The 19,570-nt window shown below is 44.2% G+C and carries 16 protein-coding genes; 7 read left to right on the top strand and 9 right to left on the bottom strand.

Annotated features, from left to right (window positions below; genetic code table 11):
- Nucleotides 1–65: 65 nt before the first annotated feature.
- The 6 genes from GQS54_RS08970 to GQS54_RS08945 form a co-directional block, all read right to left on the bottom strand.
- Nucleotides 66–665, bottom strand: coding sequence for a gluconate 2-dehydrogenase subunit 3 family protein (locus GQS54_RS08970; RefSeq protein WP_166423651.1), 600 nt, complete (start codon nt 663–665; stop codon nt 66–68).
- 2 nt (nt 666–667) lie between these two features.
- The gene (locus tag GQS54_RS08965) at nt 668–2,353 is read right to left on the bottom strand and encodes a GMC family oxidoreductase (protein WP_166423650.1); all 1,686 of its coding nucleotides are present in this window, start codon (nt 2,351–2,353) and stop codon (nt 668–670) included.
- Between the two features lie 41 nt (nt 2,354–2,394).
- Nucleotides 2,395–3,294, bottom strand: coding sequence for a TIM barrel protein (locus GQS54_RS08960; RefSeq protein ID WP_166423649.1), 900 nt, complete (start codon nt 3,292–3,294; stop codon nt 2,395–2,397).
- The gene (locus GQS54_RS08955) at nt 3,287–4,507 is read right to left on the bottom strand and encodes a nucleoside permease (protein WP_166423648.1); all 1,221 of its coding nucleotides are present in this window, start codon (nt 4,505–4,507) and stop codon (nt 3,287–3,289) included. The genes GQS54_RS08960 and GQS54_RS08955 overlap by 8 nt, the downstream gene beginning before the upstream one ends.
- Nucleotides 4,508–4,614: 107 nt before the next feature.
- On the bottom strand, nt 4,615–5,667 hold the full coding sequence (locus GQS54_RS08950; protein ID WP_166423647.1) for a sugar phosphate isomerase/epimerase: 1,053 nt from the start codon (nt 5,665–5,667) through the stop codon (nt 4,615–4,617).
- A 74-nt stretch (nt 5,668–5,741) separates the two neighbouring features.
- Nucleotides 5,742–6,899, bottom strand: coding sequence for a Gfo/Idh/MocA family oxidoreductase (locus tag GQS54_RS08945; protein ID WP_166423742.1), 1,158 nt, complete (start codon nt 6,897–6,899; stop codon nt 5,742–5,744).
- Nucleotides 6,900–7,204: 305 nt separating this feature from the next.
- Here GQS54_RS08945 and GQS54_RS08940 point away from each other — a divergent pair, with 305 nt between their 5' ends.
- Both GQS54_RS08940 and GQS54_RS08935 read left to right on the top strand, forming a co-directional pair.
- Nucleotides 7,205–8,221, top strand: coding sequence for a LacI family DNA-binding transcriptional regulator (locus tag GQS54_RS08940; protein ID WP_166423646.1), 1,017 nt, complete (start codon nt 7,205–7,207; stop codon nt 8,219–8,221).
- Nucleotides 8,222–8,295: 74 nt separating this feature from the next.
- The gene (locus GQS54_RS08935) at nt 8,296–9,198 is read left to right on the top strand and encodes a sugar phosphate isomerase/epimerase (protein WP_166423645.1); all 903 of its coding nucleotides are present in this window, start codon (nt 8,296–8,298) and stop codon (nt 9,196–9,198) included.
- An 81-nt stretch (nt 9,199–9,279) separates the two neighbouring features.
- Here the strand turns inward: GQS54_RS08935 and GQS54_RS08930 are convergent, their stop codons facing one another.
- Both GQS54_RS08930 and GQS54_RS08925 read right to left on the bottom strand, forming a co-directional pair.
- Complete coding sequence (locus GQS54_RS08930; protein ID WP_166423644.1) at nt 9,280–9,744, bottom strand: GNAT family N-acetyltransferase; 465 nt, start codon at nt 9,742–9,744, stop codon at nt 9,280–9,282.
- 97 nt (nt 9,745–9,841) lie between these two features.
- A complete protein-coding gene (locus tag GQS54_RS08925; RefSeq protein WP_166423643.1) occupies nt 9,842–10,972 on the bottom strand; it encodes a hypothetical protein in 1,131 nt (376 codons plus the stop codon).
- A gap of 80 nt (nt 10,973–11,052) precedes the next feature.
- Between GQS54_RS08925 and GQS54_RS08920 the strand changes: the two genes are divergently transcribed.
- From GQS54_RS08920 to GQS54_RS08900, 5 genes are all read left to right on the top strand, one after another.
- Nucleotides 11,053–12,135 (top strand): VOC family protein, encoded by a 1,083-nt coding sequence (locus GQS54_RS08920; RefSeq protein ID WP_240919880.1) that lies wholly within the window; start codon nt 11,053–11,055, stop codon nt 12,133–12,135.
- Nucleotides 12,135–13,139, top strand: a complete 1,005-nt coding sequence (locus tag GQS54_RS08915; RefSeq protein ID WP_166423641.1) for a VOC family protein — start codon at nt 12,135–12,137, stop codon at nt 13,137–13,139. The genes GQS54_RS08920 and GQS54_RS08915 overlap by 1 nt, the downstream gene beginning before the upstream one ends.
- 25 nt (nt 13,140–13,164) lie before the next feature.
- Entirely contained in the window at nt 13,165–13,863 is a 699-nt protein-coding gene (locus tag GQS54_RS08910) for a helix-turn-helix domain-containing protein (RefSeq protein WP_166423640.1), read from the top strand.
- Between the two features lie 167 nt (nt 13,864–14,030).
- On the top strand, nt 14,031–14,597 hold the full coding sequence (locus GQS54_RS08905; protein ID WP_166423639.1) for a VOC family protein: 567 nt from the start codon (nt 14,031–14,033) through the stop codon (nt 14,595–14,597).
- 260 nt (nt 14,598–14,857) lie between these two features.
- A complete protein-coding gene (locus GQS54_RS08900) occupies nt 14,858–17,326 on the top strand; it encodes a TonB-dependent receptor (protein ID WP_166423638.1) in 2,469 nt (822 codons plus the stop codon).
- Between the two features lie 149 nt (nt 17,327–17,475).
- Here GQS54_RS08900 and GQS54_RS08895 read toward each other — a convergent pair whose 3' ends face one another.
- Nucleotides 17,476–19,410, bottom strand: coding sequence for an EAL domain-containing protein (locus tag GQS54_RS08895; RefSeq protein WP_166423637.1), 1,935 nt, complete (start codon nt 19,408–19,410; stop codon nt 17,476–17,478).
- Nucleotides 19,411–19,570: the final 160 nt, after the last annotated feature.

Below are 19,570 nucleotides of genomic sequence, written 5' to 3'. Positions count from 1 at the left end.
CCGGAAAATAGGCGGGTAACGCCCATAGTACTTAAGCTAAAGTGGTTTAAAAAAGGCTTAAAGACTTATGTTGCCCAAGCTTTGTCACCTTTTTTATACGGGAAATCACCGTCATAGCGTCCAGGGATCGCCACATAGCGCAACACTTTATTCGCACCGACTTCAGAGGTAAAAAAGGTAAACAGGGTTAATTGTTTAATTAGCGTAAACGAATGTGGTAACTGTTTTTCTTCATCTTTACGCTCTTTACTGGCAAGCTCCTGCTTCTTATTAAACACGCCTGCCTCATCGTCCAGTGAAGCCAACAAAGCGGCACGCTCGTCGTTACTCAATAGTAAAAAGTCTTTACCATAAGTAGATTTCGCCAAGGTTTTGATTGATGCAATCCCCGCAGTGAATGCTTTTCTCTGAGCTGGCGTGTAACAATCGGTAACCATAATCGCCATCATAAGCCCCACGTTGGCATCTTTTGCACCAGGGGTATCAGTGCGAGGAATAATCACCTCCCCCACTTCGTTAAAAAAAGCCACGTCATCTTTAGAAAAGTCCGTTTGGTTAACACTTTTCATCGGAAGCGTGATATACGCCATGGCATTACTGCTGATAAACGCCGTGCCTGTGGCAGCGGCTATCATTTTTAATAAATCGCGTCTATTCATACTCATGATCACAGGTTCCCTTTTTTCAGCTCTTCAACTGCGAAGTCTGCCGCACGTGCGGTTAACGCCATATAAGTCAAAGAAGGATTAACACACGAAGCTGACGTCATACACGCACCATCGGTGACAAAAACGTTCAGCGCATCCCACACTTGGTTATGACCATTTAACACTGATGTTTTAGGATCTCGACCCATACGTGCCGTACCCATTTCATGAATGCCCTGACCCGGGAAATAATCTGAATCATAGCCTTGTACGTTTTTCATGCCTGAGGCTTCGAACATATCGATGGCATCCTGCATCATGTCTTTACGCATGCGCTTTTCGTTTTCTTTTATCTCTACATCCATGGCTAAAACCGGTAATCCCCATTTATCGCGCTTGGTAGGATCCAAGAAAATTCGGTTACTGTGATCAGGCAACATCTCACCAAATGCGGTCATACCAATTTGCCAAGAACCCGGTTCACTAACCGCATTTTTCAAATTAGCGCCAATGCCCATTTCGGCTACGTCGCGGCCCCAACCTTGTCTACTAGCAGAACCTTGGTAACCGAAACCGCGCACATAGTCACGCTTATCTCCACCCCAGTTTCGAAAACGTGGTACGTAGAAACCACTTGGACGACGTCCGTAATGGTACTTATCTTCATACCCTTCCACCATGGCATGGGCACCAATTCGAAAATGGTGATCCATTACATTGTGGCCTAATTCACCACTGCTGCTTCCAAGCCCTCCATCCCAAACATCAGTCGCTGAATTCATCAACAACCACGTAGAGTTAAATGACGAGGCATTTACAAACAGAATCTTGCTGGTAAATTCGTACGTTTCATTTGTTTCTGCGTCAATAATAGCCACGCCTGTTGCGCGTTTTTTATCTTTGTCATAGAGAATTTCGGTCACGATAGAATATGGACGAACTGTTAAGTTACCCGTTTTAACTGCCGCAGGAAGCGTGGATGACTGGGTGCTAAAATACCCACCAAATGGACAGCCTAGCCAGCATTTATTTCGATATTGGCAGTTAGTTCTACCTTCTTTCGGCTTGGGCTCGGTCATATTCGACGTGCGTCCTGGGATCAAATGACGCTGACCTTTAAAGGACTTTTGAATTCTAGCGGCTACATCTTTTTCTACGCAGTTCAATGGCATAGGCATTTGATATTGCCCATCAGGCAACACATCTAAGCCGTCACGGCTACCACTGATGCCCGCAAAACGTTCTACATAATCATACCAAGGCGATACATCTTCATAACGAATAGGCCAATCAACTGCGATCCCTTCTTTACCGTTTGCTTGAAAGTCTTCTTTGTTTAAACGGTAGCTTTGACGACCCCACGTTAATGAGCGTCCACCTAAATGGTAACCACGGTACCAATCAAAACGTTTTTCTTCGACGTAGGGGCTGTCTTTTTCATTTGCCCACATACCCAGTGTCGGTTCGTTTAATGGATAATCACGCTTCAATACCGGATAATTATCAATCATCTCTTGGGTGCGTTCGCCCCTGTGGGGATAGTCCCACGCTTCTTTATGCGCGTTGGTGTAATCTTTAACGTGCTCAATGTTTCTGCCCCGTTCAAGCATTAACACTTTAAGCCCTTTTTCAGTTAACTCTTTCGCTGCCCAACCACCGCTGATACCTGAGCCAACGACGATTGCGTCATAATGATTATTTGTCATTTTCGGTCCCTAATTGCTTGCTGCGTGACGACCCAATAGGGTTAAACATCACAAATTTTAATTGCATCGCGTAACGATTCGATTTTGCCTGTCTTGGTTTCAGGGGTGGGAATAAACTCCTGAGCGAGATAGCCGTTGAAACCAACATCTTTAATCGCCCGAGCGATTGCCGGATAAAAAAGCTCTTGGTTATCGCCTATTTCATGGCGTCCTGGCACACCTGCGGTGTGATAATGGCCAAAGTACTGATGATTATTTTGAATGGTGCGAATAATATCGCCTTCATTGATTTGCATATGATAAATATCGAATAGCAATTTGAAGTTCGGGGACCCCAAGGCTTTACACAGCGCAACACCCCACTGAGAACTATCCGCCATGCAATCGGGATGATCGATTCGGCTGTTAAATAATTCCATTTGAATAATCACGCCTTTTTCTTCGGCGTAAGGCATGATCCGTTTAAGTCCCGTGACGGCGTTTTTAAGCCCTTGCTCTTTGCTCATGCCACGAGCATTACCACTGAAACAAATGAGGTTTTTGTACCCTGCTTCAGCAACTAAATCGATGTGTTTGAGATATCGTTTTTCTAGTTCGTCATGAAATTGTGGATGAATAAAGCCATCGACCAAGTTAAGTTCAGCACCATTGCACATAGACGAATCGATACCGTAACGTTTTAATATCGGCCACTCATCAGGGCCAATTAAATCGATAGCCGAAAAGCCTATTGATTTAACGACTTGGCACAGTTCTTCGACAGATAAGTCACCGTATGTCCAGCGCGCAACTGAATGATTAATATTGCCTTTAAAATGCGGCATTGTCGCCTTATTGGCTTCTTTAACAGTACTTGCGCAGCCACTTACCGCAGTCCCCGTGGCTAATGCAGCGCTGGTTACCACCATGCCTTTGAGCATGCTCCGACGAGGATTATTCATTATTTGATACCTTTTCATCTTTAAATGTGAACATAAATATAACGAACACAACGAGGGCAAACGCAGCAGGGAATAACCAAATATCGAGCCATGAGTGCATTGAGCCATTTGTGTATTTTTCGGTAATCTGACCAGCAACCCAAAAGCCAATTAACATACCCACACCATAAGTGGCCAATGTAATTAAACCTTGTGCAGCGCTTTTTACTTTGTCACCGGCTTTTGAATCGGTATAGATTTGCCCTGAAACAAAAAAGAAGTCGTAGCAGATACCATGCAATGCAATACCTACCAGTAATAGCGCAACCCCGCCGTCAGCATCGCCGTAAGCAAATAGTGCGTAACGCACAACCCAAGCCAACATACCGATCAATAACGTTATTTTAATACCAAAACGATTCAAGAATATCGGTAGAGCTAGCATAAATAACACTTCTGATACCTGACCTAAGGTCATTTTTCCTGTGGCGTTATCCACTCCAATTTCTGTTAAGAATGGATTGGCATTTTGGTAATAAAATGCCAGCGGAATGCAAATCAGCACCGAGGACAAAAAGAACACCAAGAAATTTCTGTCTTTTAATAATGCAAGTGCATCAAGACCGAGTACTTCTTTGAGGCCAACGCGCTCTCCGGCACTTTTAGGAGGTGTTTTAGGTAACGTAAAACTAAATAATCCAAGTATTAATGATGCACCTGCACACAATAAAAACGTATTGCGCAACATGCCATCTTCAATAGCTTGCTTTGAATCCCATGAGAAGGCATAACTAATCGCCAAACCAGCTACAATCCAGCCAACGGTGCCCCATACGCGAATTTTGCCAAATTGCTTAGACGGATTATCCATTTGAGCAAATGATACAGAGTTAACCAAGGCCAACGTCGGCATATAAGCAATCATGTATCCCAATACAAAGGGGTAAAATGCATCAAAATCAGGTGCTTGATACAAACAATACATCAGCACAGCACCAATCAAATGCAACACACCTAAAATACGCTCGGCGTTAAAGTATCGATCTGCAATCAAGCCAATCACGAACGGCGCGATAATCGCTCCCCAAGACTGGGTCGAAAAGGCCATACCAATCTCGCCACCTGATGCTTGTAAGGTATTGGCTAAGAAAGTGCCTAAGGTAACAAACCAGCCACCCCAGATAAAAAATTGTAAGAACATCATCACGCTTAGTCGCGTTGTTATCGTATTCATTTGTTAACCCTTGATTATGATAGCAGTGGCAAGCATGTGTCTGCGCCCACTCATCATTTATGTGCGGTGCTTACGCGTATTTTGCCCGTACGTACCGCTTTATATTGCTACAACCCTAAAATACGACGATTACGTTGCTCGTCACTATCTGCACCGGCAAAATCGTCGAACGCACGCCCTGCAGGGGTAATAATATGCTTGGCGATAAACGGGGCCCCCTCAGCTGCCCCTTGAGCTGAATCTTTTAAGCAACACTCCCATTCGAGTATTGCCCAACCTTCAAAGCCGTATTGCGTCAGCTTGCTGAAGATCCCGTTAAAATCCACTTGCCCATCGCCTAGTGAGCGAAAACGCCCTGGACGCTCCTTCCAATCTTGATAACCGCCGTATACTCCCGAACGGCCATTAGGATTAAACTCAGCGTCCTTTACATGAAACATCTTAATACGCTCATGGTACAAATCGATAAACGCCAGATAATCCAATTGTTGCAATACAAAATGGCTTGGGTCGAATAAAATATTAGCTCTAGGGTGATTATTCACCGCTGCCAAAAACAGCTCAAATGATGCGCCATCATGTAAGTCTTCGCCCGGGTGTATTTCGTAACATACGTCCACACCAGCGTCATCAAACGCATCTAAAATAGGCAACCAGCGTTTAGCTAGCTCAGCAAAACCTTGTTCGACTAGGCCCGCAGGTCTTTGCGGCCAGGGGTAAACCAAGTGCCATAAGAATGCGCCAGAAAATGTAGCATGAGCCGTTAAGCCTAGTCTTTGACTCGCCTTGGCAGCCCACATCATTTGTTCTATTGCCCACTCAGTACGTTGGGCTGGTTTACCGCGTAATGCTTCAGGTGCAAAGTTATCAAATAGTTCATCATAAGCTGGATGAACAGCCACCAATTGGCCTTGTAAATGGGTTGATAATTCCGTTATTTGAACACCGGCCTTGGCACAAATTGCCATCACGTCATCACAGTATTCTTGGCTTTTAGCAGCTCGTTCTAAATCAAAAATTCGATTATCAACGGTAGGCACTTGAATGCCCTTGTAGCCTAAAGACGCTGCCCAAGTTGCAATCGATTCTAAGCTATTAAATGGCGCTTCATCACCCATGAATTGGGCTAAAAATATTCCAGGGCCTTTGATCGCTGGCATTGCTTTCTCCTTTATTGTTCGACTTATGCAATCCGCTAGGCGGCTTACTCATTACCGGCTTGTGCAGTAATCACTTATTTAGTATTCGGTACGGGGTGCCACTTGGACTCGCTAACGCTGCTGGCAAGCATCGCATCAATAAACGCCATTCCCCTCAAGCCCGAATCAATCCCTGGCACGCCAGAAGCCTTACCGAGCTCATTTATTGTGCTTTTTACGGGTTTTGCCTCGTTAATGGCCTTGGCAAAATAGCGATATAAATTAGCCATCGCTTCTAAATATCCCTCAGGATGACCAGCTGGCGTGCGGCATCGAGCAGATGCTTCCTCACATAATCCAGGTTGCCCCATGCCAGCACGTAATACGCGATAAGGTTCGCCCAGCGGACGATGAATAATAGAATTAGGTTCCATTTGCTGCCACTCTATAGCGCCTTTATCACCGTAAACACGTATTTTCAAAGCGTTCTCTTCACCGGCACATACCTGGCTGGCAATTAATACGCCACTGGCGCCACCATCGGTACGAATAAGTGCAGCACCATCGTCATCAAGTCTGCGGCCTTCAACGTGGGTTTGCAGATCTGCACAAAGAGATGTCACCTGCTGTTGTAATATAAATTCGACTAAACCAAAAGCGTGAGTACCTATATCCCCCATAGCACCACTGCCACCAGATTGCGCGGGATCAGTGCGCCAAGACGCTTGCTTATTATGACTTTCTTCATTAGCCGATAACCAGCCTTGCGGGTATTCCACATATACTTTGCGAATATTGCCTAGTAACCCGCTGCTCACCATATGTTGTGCTTGCCACACCATGGGGTACCCCAAATAAGTGTGTGCAAGGCCATATAAAACGTCGCTATGTTTAAGCTTTGTTTTTAATTCATTTGCTTCATCCAGCGAAATAGCCGCAGGTTTTTCGCAAAACACGTGAAAGCCTGCTTCGATTGCAGCAATAGAGATTGGCACATGCATATGATTGGGCGTAACAATGATAAGCGCTTGCATACGCTCATCTTCTGGCAGCGCAAGTTCATTGGTTAATAGCGTCTCCCAGCCAGAATAAATTCGATTATCGTCTAAACCCAAGCTGTCTCCGGTACGCTGGTTGTTCTGATTGTCGCGACTAAACGCCCCACAAACCAATTCAATTTGACCATCTAACGCCAATGCATGACGGTGTACAGCACCGATAAAAGCTCCTTCGCCGCCCCCTACCATTCCCATTCGTACTCTGTTTAGTTTTGCCACTTAATCACTCCCTTGCTGTTATAGACCCACAGCAAATGTTATACAAATGTACAATATCGTTAAAATGTAACGGGTTTCATTTGGTTGTGTCAACCAAAATTAGCAATAAATAGGACAAACAACGGTTATTTGTTAATGGTTAGTTGTAATAACGTACAAATATAGTGTGAGATCGCATAATTTAACTAGATTTTTTAAATTACTTCGGTATTATTTTTACATTAAATGCTAACGGTTACATTTTGTATTTTAAACTATGAAAAACACGTTAATAACTACATATGAGTAATATTCGTCAAGTTGCCACTTTGGCTGGCGTTTCAGTTGCCACTGTGTCCAGAGCACTACAGCAGCCAGAACGCGTATCGCCCAAGACACGCTCAAAAGTCATGTTAGCGGTGAATGAGGTTGGGTATAAGCCAAACCTAATGGCAGTGAAGTTCCGCTCAGGCAAAACCCATAACCTAGTCGCATTGGTACCCACTGTTGCAAACGTTTTCTTTGCTCGTGTTATCAGTGGTATGCAGATCGCCGCAGCCCAACGTGGTTACGCCATCCTGTTAGCCAACACACTAGGTGATGAGGACATTGAAGCTAATTACGCCAAGATGGTGCAAACCTCCCAAGCCGATGGGTTAATTCAATTGAGAGCCCATAATCCGTTCGACTCATCGATCAACAAGCCTGGTGAATTACTGCCAATGGTCAATGTGTGTGAAGTCATGAGCGACATTAACTGCCCAGTTGTTACCCTAGATAATCGTTCGGCAGCAAAAGCCATGACCCTACATTTAATAGAATTAGGCCACAGCAGAATTGCATTGATTAAAGGCCCACAATCAAGCCCATTGACGTGCGAACGCTTAGCTGGCTATCGAGATGCGCTAACTGAGGCGGGATTAACGTTTGACGAATCGCTGCTTTATCCCGGGGACTTTACCTTGCAGTCAGGTCACGATGCAGCGAGTAAAATTTTAGCCAATAAAAATCGCCCAAGCGCAGTCTTTTGCGAAAACGATGAAACAGCCATAGGTGCCATGCAATGTTTTAAACAAGCAGGACTGGCTATTCCTCGGGATATATCAGTGGCCGGTTTCGATGATATTTCGTTTTCTGCTTTTTGCGATCCCCCTCTTACTACGATTGCCCAACCAGCCGAGGAATTCGGCCAATCAGCCGTTTCACTATTAATCGATTTACTCGAAGGCAAAATTACCAAAGCGCCAAAAGTCATCATGCCCTTTGAATTAATTGTTCGCGGCAGTACTGGGCCTGCGCCTAAAGGCACACTAGCATAAACAGTTTTCATCAATGCGGGGCATTAAATCCATTTGATGCACCGCATGACCAAACACTGACATGGAGAATTAATATGAAAAACTTTACCCATAGTGCATCCGCTGCGCTAAGCACGAGTACCCACTTAGTGTACCAAACTAGCCGACGACGCTTTGTCAAACTAAGCGCCGCCGCTATGGGTCTTGCAGTTATGCCGGGCTCATTAGCGTTTGCTGCAAACATGATGACAAAAAATCAAGCCGTGGGACTACAGCTATATACCCTTCGAGATATGATGGCTGTTAGTGTACCTGCGACCTTAAAGTTAGTTGCAGCAGTGGGCTACAAGGAATTGGAGTTCGCTGGTTACTTTGATCATAAACCGAGTGAAATAAAAACAATATTACACAACGAAGGTTTAACCGCCCCCTCGGCACACATTGGACTAACTAACTTTGATAGCGGAGTAAACGGCGTGATTGACCACGCTTTAGAGGTAGGCCATAAGTACATCGTTATTCCCTATTTGACTGAAGAGCAACGAGGCACTGGCATAGATGTCTATAAAAAGTTGGCTGAACGGTGCAATGGTATAGGCGAAGCATGTAATAAAGCCGGACTAAAACTGGCTTACCATAACCATGCATTTGAATTCGAAATGCGCGATGGGCAGCTACCCTACGATGTTCTGCTAAATGAAACTGACAAAGAAATCATGGCCATGGAAATGGACCTATTCTGGATGGTTAAAGCAAAACAAGATCCCCTTGCCTATTTTAAAAAACACCCTGGCCGCTTTAAGTTATGGCACGTTAAAGATATGGACGAAGCAGGTAACTTTGCCGATGTAGGCACCGGCACCATTGATTTTGCGCCTATATTTGCTCAATCCGCGCTATCAGGGGTAGAGCATAGATTTGTAGAAAGAGATAAAACAGACGATAAATTACAAACCATTCAACAAGGTTATAAAGCCGTCTCTCACTTACTGGCCTAGCCTTTAAACGTTATATATCTGAACCGAGTATTTCAAGTAATAAGGTCACAGAGCCCACTCGCTTTGTGCCCTTTTTCATACTTACTTATCCTTTAATAACAATGTCATAAAGCAACTATTTGGATCTGGGGAGTAATCTGCAAACGGACTACACTCTACAAAACCAAACTTACGATATAAGTTTTTAGCGGGTTCAAAGTAATCCATAGTGCCCGTTTCTAGACTTAGGCGGCGCAGCCCTTTTTGATTAGCTTGAATCAATAAATGCTGTAACAAAGCACTAGCCACACCGCGATGGCGTGCATTAGGTGCACTGCGCATAGATTTAATTTCGCCGTGACTATCTGATAACCGTTTCAATGCCACGCAGCCTAATACTCTGTTGTTTTCGCGAGCTGACCAAAACGTAATCGATTCGTGTTTAAGCGCCTGCATATCTAACGCATGTACGCTTTCGGGTGGCGATGTGGCGTACATATCTGCTAAGTGCTCTTCTAGCAAACCTCGCACCCCATCGCAGCTTAATGTGTCCACGGCTATCTGCATCCCTTTGCGCTCCTTACCTTCGAAATGAAATATTCGGTCTGTTCACTAATACCAACTCCAGCAAATAATTAACCATTCAGCGAAAATTTAAAAGGACTTAATGAATAGTCGTCTCGAACTTAAGCTCGGTAACGGGTGGCGTTACTAAGGTTGGTTTTGGCAGTATCTGCCAGCTTGAACCATCAGGCCCGCGCAGCACAAAGCTTGATTCACCAAATTCATTGTTTTGCATTGCTGAGGACGTAATACCTTGCTCGTCAGCTAATCGCTTTATCAACTTAGGATCAACTGCATATAAAGAGTGCAAGGTAATCCCAGCATATCCTGGCTTTTGCAATGCGCTTCGGTCAGGGCGCGCGTCAGGGTTAACAAAAAACTTCAGCTTACCAGAAATGTTATTTGGGCTGACAAACCCGCGATAATAATGGCTGCTGCCATCAGCCATATTAAACACTACTTTTGGTCCATCTTGCCAGTCACCATCGAGCACCACGGGCCCTTCAGGCTTTAGTCCAAATACATCACGATAGTAATCGGTCTGTCTGTTCATATCTTCTTTAGTACTGCCAGCTAATATAAAATCATTATGGGTAATTTCGCTGGTTTTCAGTGGGCTTTGAGCCGTTATCGAGCCATACCCTTTGATGACGTAGCCGTAACGTTGAAACAAGACCAAGTTAAATAAGTCACCGTATACCGCCATTTCCCGCACGCCGGTGCGGCGCTTAAGTACATCAGGTTTCCCTTTTGTCATCCCATATAAATCGGCATATACAGGTTTAGTCGGCAACCATTTTTGCCCTGCCTTGCGTGCATCAGCAAATACATCATGGATACGGTGCACATCATTTGTACGCATGACCATCATGCGTTGACCAACCGTTTCTGGTTGAGCGTAGCCGACTCCGTCTCCTAATAGTGATTGCCATTCAAGTACACGTATAAGGCCATGACTGTCAGTGTCACCATTTTGTAAGCGATAAGACGTCAGCGCGCTGTCCACTCCGTAAAGCGAACGTGCTTTATCTTGACCTAATTGACCTTTGTCAATTTGCTGAAAGCCGAATTCAGCCAAATATTTGAGCAGTTTTTCACTATCATCAGTGCCTATCATCACTTCGTAAACACCACTGACACCCGTATCTGGCAACGGTTTTTCTGCTGTATTAGCAACGCCACATATGCCCAATAAAGCGCCCAATATCCACAATTTAGAGAATACCTTCATTTAGTTACCTTTTTTTCAGTACTTGTATATGATTTGGTGACCCTAACATTTGTACGGACAAATTTTTAATGAGTTTGAAATTGAATAAGCGATTTTTGATTTTAATCATGGGCGCACTTTTAGCGAATATAACGTTAGCGAAACATGCCTACGCTGACTCTAATGATGCGTTAGCCCCCAAAAGTAGTGTGCGAGACGCTCTTGCTATGCCGCTGCATACAGTGACCATTGCCACGGTATCTTTGGAACAAAGCTTGTTGTTTTATCGGGACGGTATGGGCATGCAGGTTGAAGGGCCGTTAAACATCAGCCCTGAACTGGAAAAAACACACCGTGCACTATGGCAAATGCCAGACGACCTAAGTTGGCAAACCTATCGCCTATACCGAAAAGGGATAGAAAGCGCCATACAGATTCGCCTTCTCGTACTAAGCAAACCCATGCCAACCATTCACGATAGTTGGAATTCACGAGAGCTAGGGCCATTCTCATTAGGCTTTCCGAACACGGATACCAGCACGCTGGATAAACACATTCGTACTTTGGGTTTCGGTGCACTCAATGTCCTTGAAAGTTACCCCATCCCTCGCGCCGACGGCAGCACGTATCAAATCGACGAAACCATTTTTAATGCACCGGATTTTAATCACGGGGTCGCTATCACCCGCGGCAATGGCATGGCGCAATTGGGCCCAATAGATGCAAACGGTAAAGGTGGGCCAGCATATTCAGCACAGGTGATCACGGATTCAGAATCACAGCTTACCTTTTATACCGATGTGCTTGGCCTGGAAATTCGCTCAGACAGAGTATTTAAATCCGCTGGCGATAAAGGCGCGATGAATCTGCCAAATGGCACAGAGTTTAGGTTTGCTATCGTATACAGCAAGGGAGCCACAACCGGTCATATGCTGTTTGTTGATTTTCACAACGTTGAACCGATCAAACCCAAAAATGCGCCTAGCTTACCGAATATCGGCTTAGGAATGTGGAGCTTCCCTGTACGCTCGATGCAACAGGTAATGGACAATGCCAAAGTACACGGCGCAACGATTGTCAGCAAGCCTAAACAGGTCAACGATCCGCTCGTGGGCAAATCAATGGTCGCTACGCTGCGCGCACCCAATGGCTTTTTAATTGAAGTGTTCGAGGAACAAAGATAATGCGAGCCCTATTTGCTTTACTATTGTTATTAAGCCCTCTCGGTCAAGCCCAAGACTTTACCTTAAAAGGTTTTACTGAAGCGGTTTTTATTGTTTCTGACATTGATAAGACTAGCCAATTTTATCAACAGCATGCTGGTTGGGAAGTACGTTCGACGGCGGATGTCGACCCACAATTAAAGTCGCTTTGGCAACTGCCTAAAACGGCTAACGTTAAACAAGTGTTACTAGCGAATAAAGGTGAGAAGCGGGGCTACGTGCGCCTGATTCAAATTGACAATGTTGCGCAGAAAATCATTCGAGCTAACACGCAATCATGGGATGTAGGCGGTATATTCGACGTTAATGTACGCGTTGCCGACATGGTACAAAAACGAGCTCAATTACAGCGTGCAGGCTGGCGTGGCACGAGTGATCCGGTATCATTTACATTCGGTCCCTACGAAGTGACCGAGTGGATAACCACAGGGTTCGATGGAATCAGTTTTGCAATGATTGAACGCATAAAACCCACCCTAGAAGGCTGGCCAAACGTTAAACAGATGAGCCGCGTGTTTAACTCAACACAAGTAGTGAGCAATATCGACACCTCGTTAGCCTTTTATCGCGACGTTTTGGGCTTTCAAGTTTACTTGGAGCATAAAGGCGCAAGCAAAGAAACGGGCCCAAATGTGCTGGGTTTACCGTATAACCTAACCACAGAAATTCCGCGTTCGGTGTATATTTTGCATCCGCAAAAAATCAACGAAGGCTCAATAGAGCTATTACAATTTCATGGCGCCAAGGGTAAAAATGTTAGCGCCTTGGCATCACCACCGAATTTAGGCATTGTCACCCTGCGCTTTCCAGTAGACAATTTACCTGCACTGAGAACACATCTGCTAGCAAGCGAGGTAAAAATAGTATCTCAGGCAAGCTTAGATTTACCGCCATACGGACAAGTGGATATGTTGGCAATTAGAACGCCAGACCAAACATGGATCGAATTTTATCAGGCGCATTAACATAATAATAAAATAGGCTGAATTCATGTCACTCGATATCAACAAAGTAGTAATCAAGACCTCCCTTAGCTCATGCTTCGGAAGCCACTTTAAAGAAGTTGAAGGCGCAAATGCTTTTATCGAAGAGTTAGCCAAAGACGCTGAAGAAGTCTCTTTCGCTCAAGGAGAGTACGTATTTAAAGAGAAAGATGCGCCGGAATATGTGTATATCCCAGAATCCGGCTCTTTAATGCTTGAAAGGTCTACCGCCTCTGGCTCACGGCAAGTTTTTGCATTTTTGTTTACCGGTAATCTAGCGGGATTATCTGAAAACGTCAGTTATAGCTTTAGTGCCAAAGCATTAACCAACTGTGTGGTTATTCGTATTAGTCGTAAATTAATGCAAGACATTTTCGATAAATATCCATCGGTAGCAAAGCGTTATCACGATATGACTGGCCACATCCTGTCATTGATCCTCGACCAATTATTTATTATGGGACAGAAATCCGCTCACCAACGTTTAGCCCACTTCTTATTAGATATGGAGCACAGATTAGGACGTGGCACCCATCGGTTCTTTTTACCCATGAGCAGACAAGACATCGCTGATTATTTAGGTATGAGTTTAGAAACGGCCAGCCGTGGCTTTAGTAAATTGAAGAAAGACGGATTAATCTCCATCGAAAGCAACTACCAAATCACTGTTACGGATAGCGAAAAGCTTATTTCTTACGCTGATTAATTTGTCCATCAGCAGTACAAAGCAGCACACTTGATCATTATCAATGCGCCATTTTTAGATGGCGTAGATATTGTTGTTTCTTTATCAACTAAGTATTCATCAATAATATCAGCATAAATTAAACGAGCAATATCAACGTCAGTAACAACAATAATGGAAGACCCAATATGAAAATCAGATCATCTTTATTCGCAGTCATGCTGTGTGCACTGCCCTGTATTCAAAGCATTGCTGCGCCTGTTAGTGACGAAGAGCGTATCTCTGTCGATATTCGCCGCACGACCTTTCTTGTCAATGACATTGATACATCTTTAAAGCTATACCGTGACGCACTCGGTCTAAACGTTATTTACGATCAGATGATCAACAGCCCCATGGAAAATGGCGAAACACGTAAACGCCGTTTAGTGTTGCTGCAAGCTAACGACACCTTTATCGGCGCTTTAGGTTTGCTGCAATACATTTACCCTGAGAAACCCCAGCGCCAAGAAAAATTCGATGAGCCGGTTCCTGGCGATCCCATCATGGTAATGAACGTGTCAGATTTAGACACCCGCTGGAAAAGCGTTGAGAAATCCCCAAAGGTTGCGGTGATAGAAGCCCCCCATCATGTTGAATATCCTCGGGCCGATGGCGGTAAAATAGCCGTAATGGTATCGATGATCCGTGATCCTGATGGTTATTGGTTGGAAGTAAACCAATTACTAGATGCGCCTGCTAAGGCGAGCGATTAGAAGGCGACAAGCCACAAAAGATGACAAAACTTATATGTTTTTGTTTTTCAAAGCACCTAATAACTTATTGTTATTTAGGTGCTTTTTACATATTAAACATCAATAATCACTGTGAGTTACCTACTGCACAACCAGTAGTGTGAATTGATTAGCTTTGTTGATTTTTGTCAAACCTGTGCTGGGTAAGCAATGCTAGATTGTCGTTGGCGATAAAAATAATAATTTGTCTGTACCTATCCACTACACACACAGGAATACCAATGATATTCACTACAAAAAAGCTCTCTCTGGCGATAGCGTCAATTTTAATAACCCAACCATTGATGACCATCGCACAAGAAGTTCCAGCGAATTCAGCCGCTGAAGAGTCACTAGAGATAATTGAAGTGACCTCCCGTAAAAAAGTGGAGTCATTGAACCGCATTCCTGTGGCAGTTTCAGCCTTTTCTGACACCATGATTGAGCAACAAGGCTTTCAAAGTATCGATGATATTGCCCGCTTTTCATCGGGTCTAAGTTTCTCTAAAGCTTTTGGCCGTGCTACTGAGCGCCCTGTTATTCGCGGTATGGGTAATGTACTTGCCGGCATACAGTTCGGCGTTGAATCAGGCGCAGCTTACTTTATTGACGGTAACTACTACTCTGGCGACGTGCAAAGCTTAGACATGTCTGACATTGCTCGAGTTGAAGTGGTGAAAGGCCCACAAAGTGCGTTGTACGGGCGAAACTCTTATTCAGGGGCAATCAACTTTATTACCAAAGGCCCCGATCACGGTGAATTTACCGGCAATGTGAAGCTAAACTTAGCGCAGGATTCAGAGCGCACCGCAACAGCTTATATCAGCGGCCCGTTAAATGATTGGTTAGCAGCCAGTTTGAGCGTGCGAGATTTTCAAGTCGACGGGGATGACGATTGGCGCAATATCGTCACCGATGAAATTGTAGGCGGTGAGGACACTCGTTCGGTGAGCATCGTTTTAGATGCGGCTCCCTCTGACAAACTCGGTGTGCGTTTTCGATTTCAAAGCCAAGAAGACAGAGATGAAACACGACCGTTTTTCTTAACACCCACCAGTGAGAACAACTGCGCACCGGGCTATCGTTCCCTATCATCTTGGGCGGCTTCAGGCTCCGCGAATAACTTTCAATACTTTTGCGGTGAAATTAAAAACCAACCTATCGCCCTCAATGATAAAGCAGATGCTGATGGCATACCAAATGAAGTGCCAGGCGTTCCGGTTAACAGTTTCTTACCTTCTGGCTCGACCTTTTTTGGCACCCCATATGACACAGCCGATGGCACCGCCTATGGCGGCGTCGGTCGAGATTTAATCATCTCAAGCTTAGCGATTGATTATCAAACCGATGCAGGCTACAGCATGTCACTGGCGCTTGGCTATCGTGATGATGATATAAGCACCGGCTCTGATGGCGATAATTCATCGGTTAATTATACTTTTGCACCAGGCCAAGAAGCCTTTTTTGCCAATACCTCTCGCCAAGAAACCAAAGATAAAACCGTTGAATTTACTCTGCAATCTCCCGAGGGTGAACTAGAATGGATGGCAGGCGCCTTTTACTATGACCAAGACAGAGATAGCTTTGATTTAACCTTTGCTGACGCCAAGGTGGGTATCTTCCAAGATAACAGCACGATAACGAACAAGGCCGTATATGCGTCTGTGGATTATCAATTTAGTGACAAAATTGACGGCACATTTGAAGCGCGCTGGGCAGAGGAAGAAAAAACCGTAACCGAGTTTGCCCCAGATGGCCTAATGACATTTGACGCAGATGGCAGTTGGAACAACTTTACCCCCAGAGCCACTGTGAATTACCGTTATGACAGCGACACCATATTTTACGGTATCGTCGCCCAAGGCGTTAAACCCGGTGGTATAAATGGTTCAGCCGGCGCCGACACGGGCAAACCCACCTACGAGCAAGAAGAAATCACCACTTTTGAGCTTGGCTTAAAAAGCAGTGCCTTTAACAATATGTACGCCACGCTTTCCATGTTCTACAACGATGTAAGTGATATTCAACTGACTACCCCACTGAATGTGCCATCAGGCAATATTACCTCTGTCGCCACAAACCAAGGCGAAGGCGAAGTCTTTGGTATCGAAGTGGATATTAACGCGCAGTTTACCGATAATTTGTCTGGTCGTTTTACTTACGCCCTAGCTGATACTAAATTCACCAAAGGCTGTGACGACTTTCAGTGGTCATTAACCAGTGGTGGCGGTGTACTAACCCCTGGTACGACGACCGGTACGGATTTCCGTGACGATTTTGGCATCACGACACCTGCTAGTTGCTCAATAGATGGCAATGCGTTCCCTCTTAGCTCCAAACATCAAGCAAGTGCATTCTTAGAATACATCACCCCTATCACAGGCGATCTCGAGGCATTTTTTAATATCGACGCCAGTTATGAATCGAAAAAATACGTGCAAGTGCATAATTTGGCCTACGTACCCAGCGCCATTATCATGGGTGCTCGAATGGGCGTAAACGGGGAAAATTGGCGAGTTAGCTTGTATGCCAGAAACTTAACAGATGAAGATGCCCCTGTTTTAACATCTCGTTGGTTAGGCATTCCTTACTTTACCTTTTCATCCCTTAATACCGCACCGGACGGGGCCGATAATGGGTCACCACGAGCGTTCTTCAGTGCCGCTCGCCGTGGTCGACAAGTGGGTATCGACGTGACCTATCGCTTCTAGCATTTAAACCCACAAACATAAGGTTAAAAACGGAGCCAAGCGCTCCGTTTTCGCGTTATTCCCACGAACTTTTCTACGGTAGAAATCGGCTAATATTTTACAAGAAATAAATAACAATATAGTTGATGTTACAGTTGCAGCATTATGGTCTATTTATGGTGTTTAGGTTCCTTATACGCATCTAAAGGTTTCGGCTTTGTGTACCAATAACCTTGTTGTAGCGCGATGCCTGCTTTTTTTGCACTGTTGGCTTGTTGCTCAGTCTCGATGCCTTCTACTACGGAGCGCATGCCTAATGAAACAATAACATTATTTATTGCACTTAAGGTTTCAACCAAGTTCCCGTCGTCATTAACAAATGCTTTATCTATTTTCACAGATGTCGCTTTAATTTTTTGCAAATAAGCCAATGACGAATAACCAGTACCAAAATCATCAATACTGATATTTATACCTGTTGAAGAAATAGCGGTCACCGGATTGTTGGTACTGTCTAAATCATCTAACAGTACACTTTCGGTAATTTCAATAATAAGATCCCTAGGGCTTAGGCGGTGTTTGCACAAAGTGGACAATAAATAGGGTGTCAGTCCCTTATCTACCAAATGGATACTCGAGATATTAACCGCAATGCGAGCTTGGCTATTGGTATACTGTCTTAGCCTGCCCAAACTGGAAATAGCGGTGTTTATAACCCAATTTTCTATTTCATGGATCAAGCCAGTGCGCTCGGCGACGTCAATAAGCTCTTGAGGTGATACATGTCCTAGTTCTGGATTAAACCACCGAAGCAACGCTTCAAACGAATAGATACTGTTATCGTAAGGATCGATAATAGTCTGATAATGCAATGATAATTCACCTTTTTCAATCGCTTTATTTAGCTGCTGAGTCACTCTGCTTTTGCGCAAAATTTCTTTTTCCATACCGGCAATGAAAATAGTCGAGCGTTTTTTACCTCGTTTCTTGGAGCAGTACATTGCGGCGTCTGCAAAACGTATTAGTTCAACTAAGTCGTCACTATCGTCAGGGCATCTTGCCACTCCAAGGCTCGCTGAAATAGCGAGCAAACTGCCATTATCGTCCTCATAAGGAACTGATAATGTATTAACAATCGATTGCGCAATTTCATCAATATTTAACGCACGATTGATATTGGGTAAGGCAACAACAAATTCATCTCCACCAAAACGACAACAATCTAAAGCAGCAAACTCAAGTGCCATTAATCGAGTGGCCACTTGTTGTAGGACTAAATCTCCGGTTTGATGGCCAAGAGAATCGTTAATCATTTTAAAACCGTCAAGATCAATATAGAAAATCACGATATTTTGTTCGGCCGTCAGTTTGGGCTGAATTATGACACTAAACCCCCGACGATTAAGTAATCCGGTTAATGAGTCTGTATGGGCTTGTTCTAACAGTAGAAACTCACGTTTTTTTCGTTCATCTATATTGTGTAATTGACATAACATCGATGCATTATTTTCCGTGTCTTTTGACGCGCTAAAAGAGGCCCTAAACCACGTATCGCCAGCCAATGCGTGGAGTAGCAAATCCGTCTCATATTTTTGTTTTTTGCTGAGACTGTGTTTTATGACAGCTAATAATTCGGGCTTGCAGAGTAAATGAGATAAGCTTGGTCGCACGTTGCCAAATTCGCTGCTAAACGGCGGATTACAGCTTTGAAAACAACCCTGCATATCAAATGTCGCCATAATGGCAATGGCATTAGCATGAAAAGATTCGGGGATTATATTTGAGGGGGTTGCTTCCACCTGCATACCCATACGATTATCGGCTAACCGAATGCCTGACAACCAACAATACGCTTTCTTATCTATTCCGTTAGGCGAAAAGTGCCATAATTCGATAAGACTCTCATTATTGTAAAACTTATTTTGATATTCTCTAAGACCATCTTTAACTGCTTGAGATGCCCCTTCCTCAAAGTTTCGCGATTGTAATTCCTCAAGACTCGGACTTTCCCACCAATCAAGTGCTGATTGATTTGCCCAGACAATGCACGATTTATCTATATCGAAAATCCACACTGCTGTTTTAAGTTCATCCTTTTGAAGCATAATTTGATATTCGCCTGTCGTCGGATAATAAATCTTTACTACACCTTATTTTATTCAAGCCGCCTGCAAATATTAGGCGCTAAAATAACATACGTCATATCATCGAAGGGCAACGAAATTATCAAAGTAGAACTGCATCATCGTCCATTTTTAATTCAGG

This window comes from Paraglaciecola sp. 20A4 (assembly GCF_011378905.1).
Lineage (GTDB): Bacteria > Pseudomonadota > Gammaproteobacteria > Enterobacterales > Alteromonadaceae > Paraglaciecola.
The sequence above is the reverse complement of the archived record's forward strand: the minus strand, read 5'-3'. Positions and strand labels throughout refer to the sequence as shown.

Coding starts and splice junctions, on each gene's coding strand:
- GQS54_RS08970 (WP_166423651.1), bottom strand. CDS start 665: ATGAGTATGAATAGACGCGATTTATTAAAAATGATAGCCGCTGCCACA.
- GQS54_RS08965 (WP_166423650.1), bottom strand. CDS start 2,353: ATGACAAATAATCATTATGACGCAATCGTCGTTGGCTCAGGTATCAGC.
- GQS54_RS08960 (WP_166423649.1), bottom strand. CDS start 3,294: ATGAATAATCCTCGTCGGAGCATGCTCAAAGGCATGGTGGTAACCAGC.
- GQS54_RS08955 (WP_166423648.1), bottom strand. CDS start 4,507: ATGAATACGATAACAACGCGACTAAGCGTGATGATGTTCTTACAATTT.
- GQS54_RS08950 (WP_166423647.1), bottom strand. CDS start 5,667: ATGCCAGCGATCAAAGGCCCTGGAATATTTTTAGCCCAATTCATGGGT.
- GQS54_RS08945 (WP_166423742.1), bottom strand. CDS start 6,899: ATGGGAATGGTAGGGGGCGGCGAAGGAGCTTTTATCGGTGCTGTACAC.
- GQS54_RS08940 (WP_166423646.1), top strand. CDS start 7,205: ATGAGTAATATTCGTCAAGTTGCCACTTTGGCTGGCGTTTCAGTTGCC.
- GQS54_RS08935 (WP_166423645.1), top strand. CDS start 8,296: ATGAAAAACTTTACCCATAGTGCATCCGCTGCGCTAAGCACGAGTACC.
- GQS54_RS08930 (WP_166423644.1), bottom strand. CDS start 9,744: ATGCAGATAGCCGTGGACACATTAAGCTGCGATGGGGTGCGAGGTTTG.
- GQS54_RS08925 (WP_166423643.1), bottom strand. CDS start 10,972: ATGAAGGTATTCTCTAAATTGTGGATATTGGGCGCTTTATTGGGCATA.
- GQS54_RS08915 (WP_166423641.1), top strand. CDS start 12,135: ATGCGAGCCCTATTTGCTTTACTATTGTTATTAAGCCCTCTCGGTCAA.
- GQS54_RS08910 (WP_166423640.1), top strand. CDS start 13,165: ATGTCACTCGATATCAACAAAGTAGTAATCAAGACCTCCCTTAGCTCA.
- GQS54_RS08905 (WP_166423639.1), top strand. CDS start 14,031: ATGAAAATCAGATCATCTTTATTCGCAGTCATGCTGTGTGCACTGCCC.
- GQS54_RS08900 (WP_166423638.1), top strand. CDS start 14,858: ATGATATTCACTACAAAAAAGCTCTCTCTGGCGATAGCGTCAATTTTA.
- GQS54_RS08895 (WP_166423637.1), bottom strand. CDS start 19,410: ATGCTTCAAAAGGATGAACTTAAAACAGCAGTGTGGATTTTCGATATA.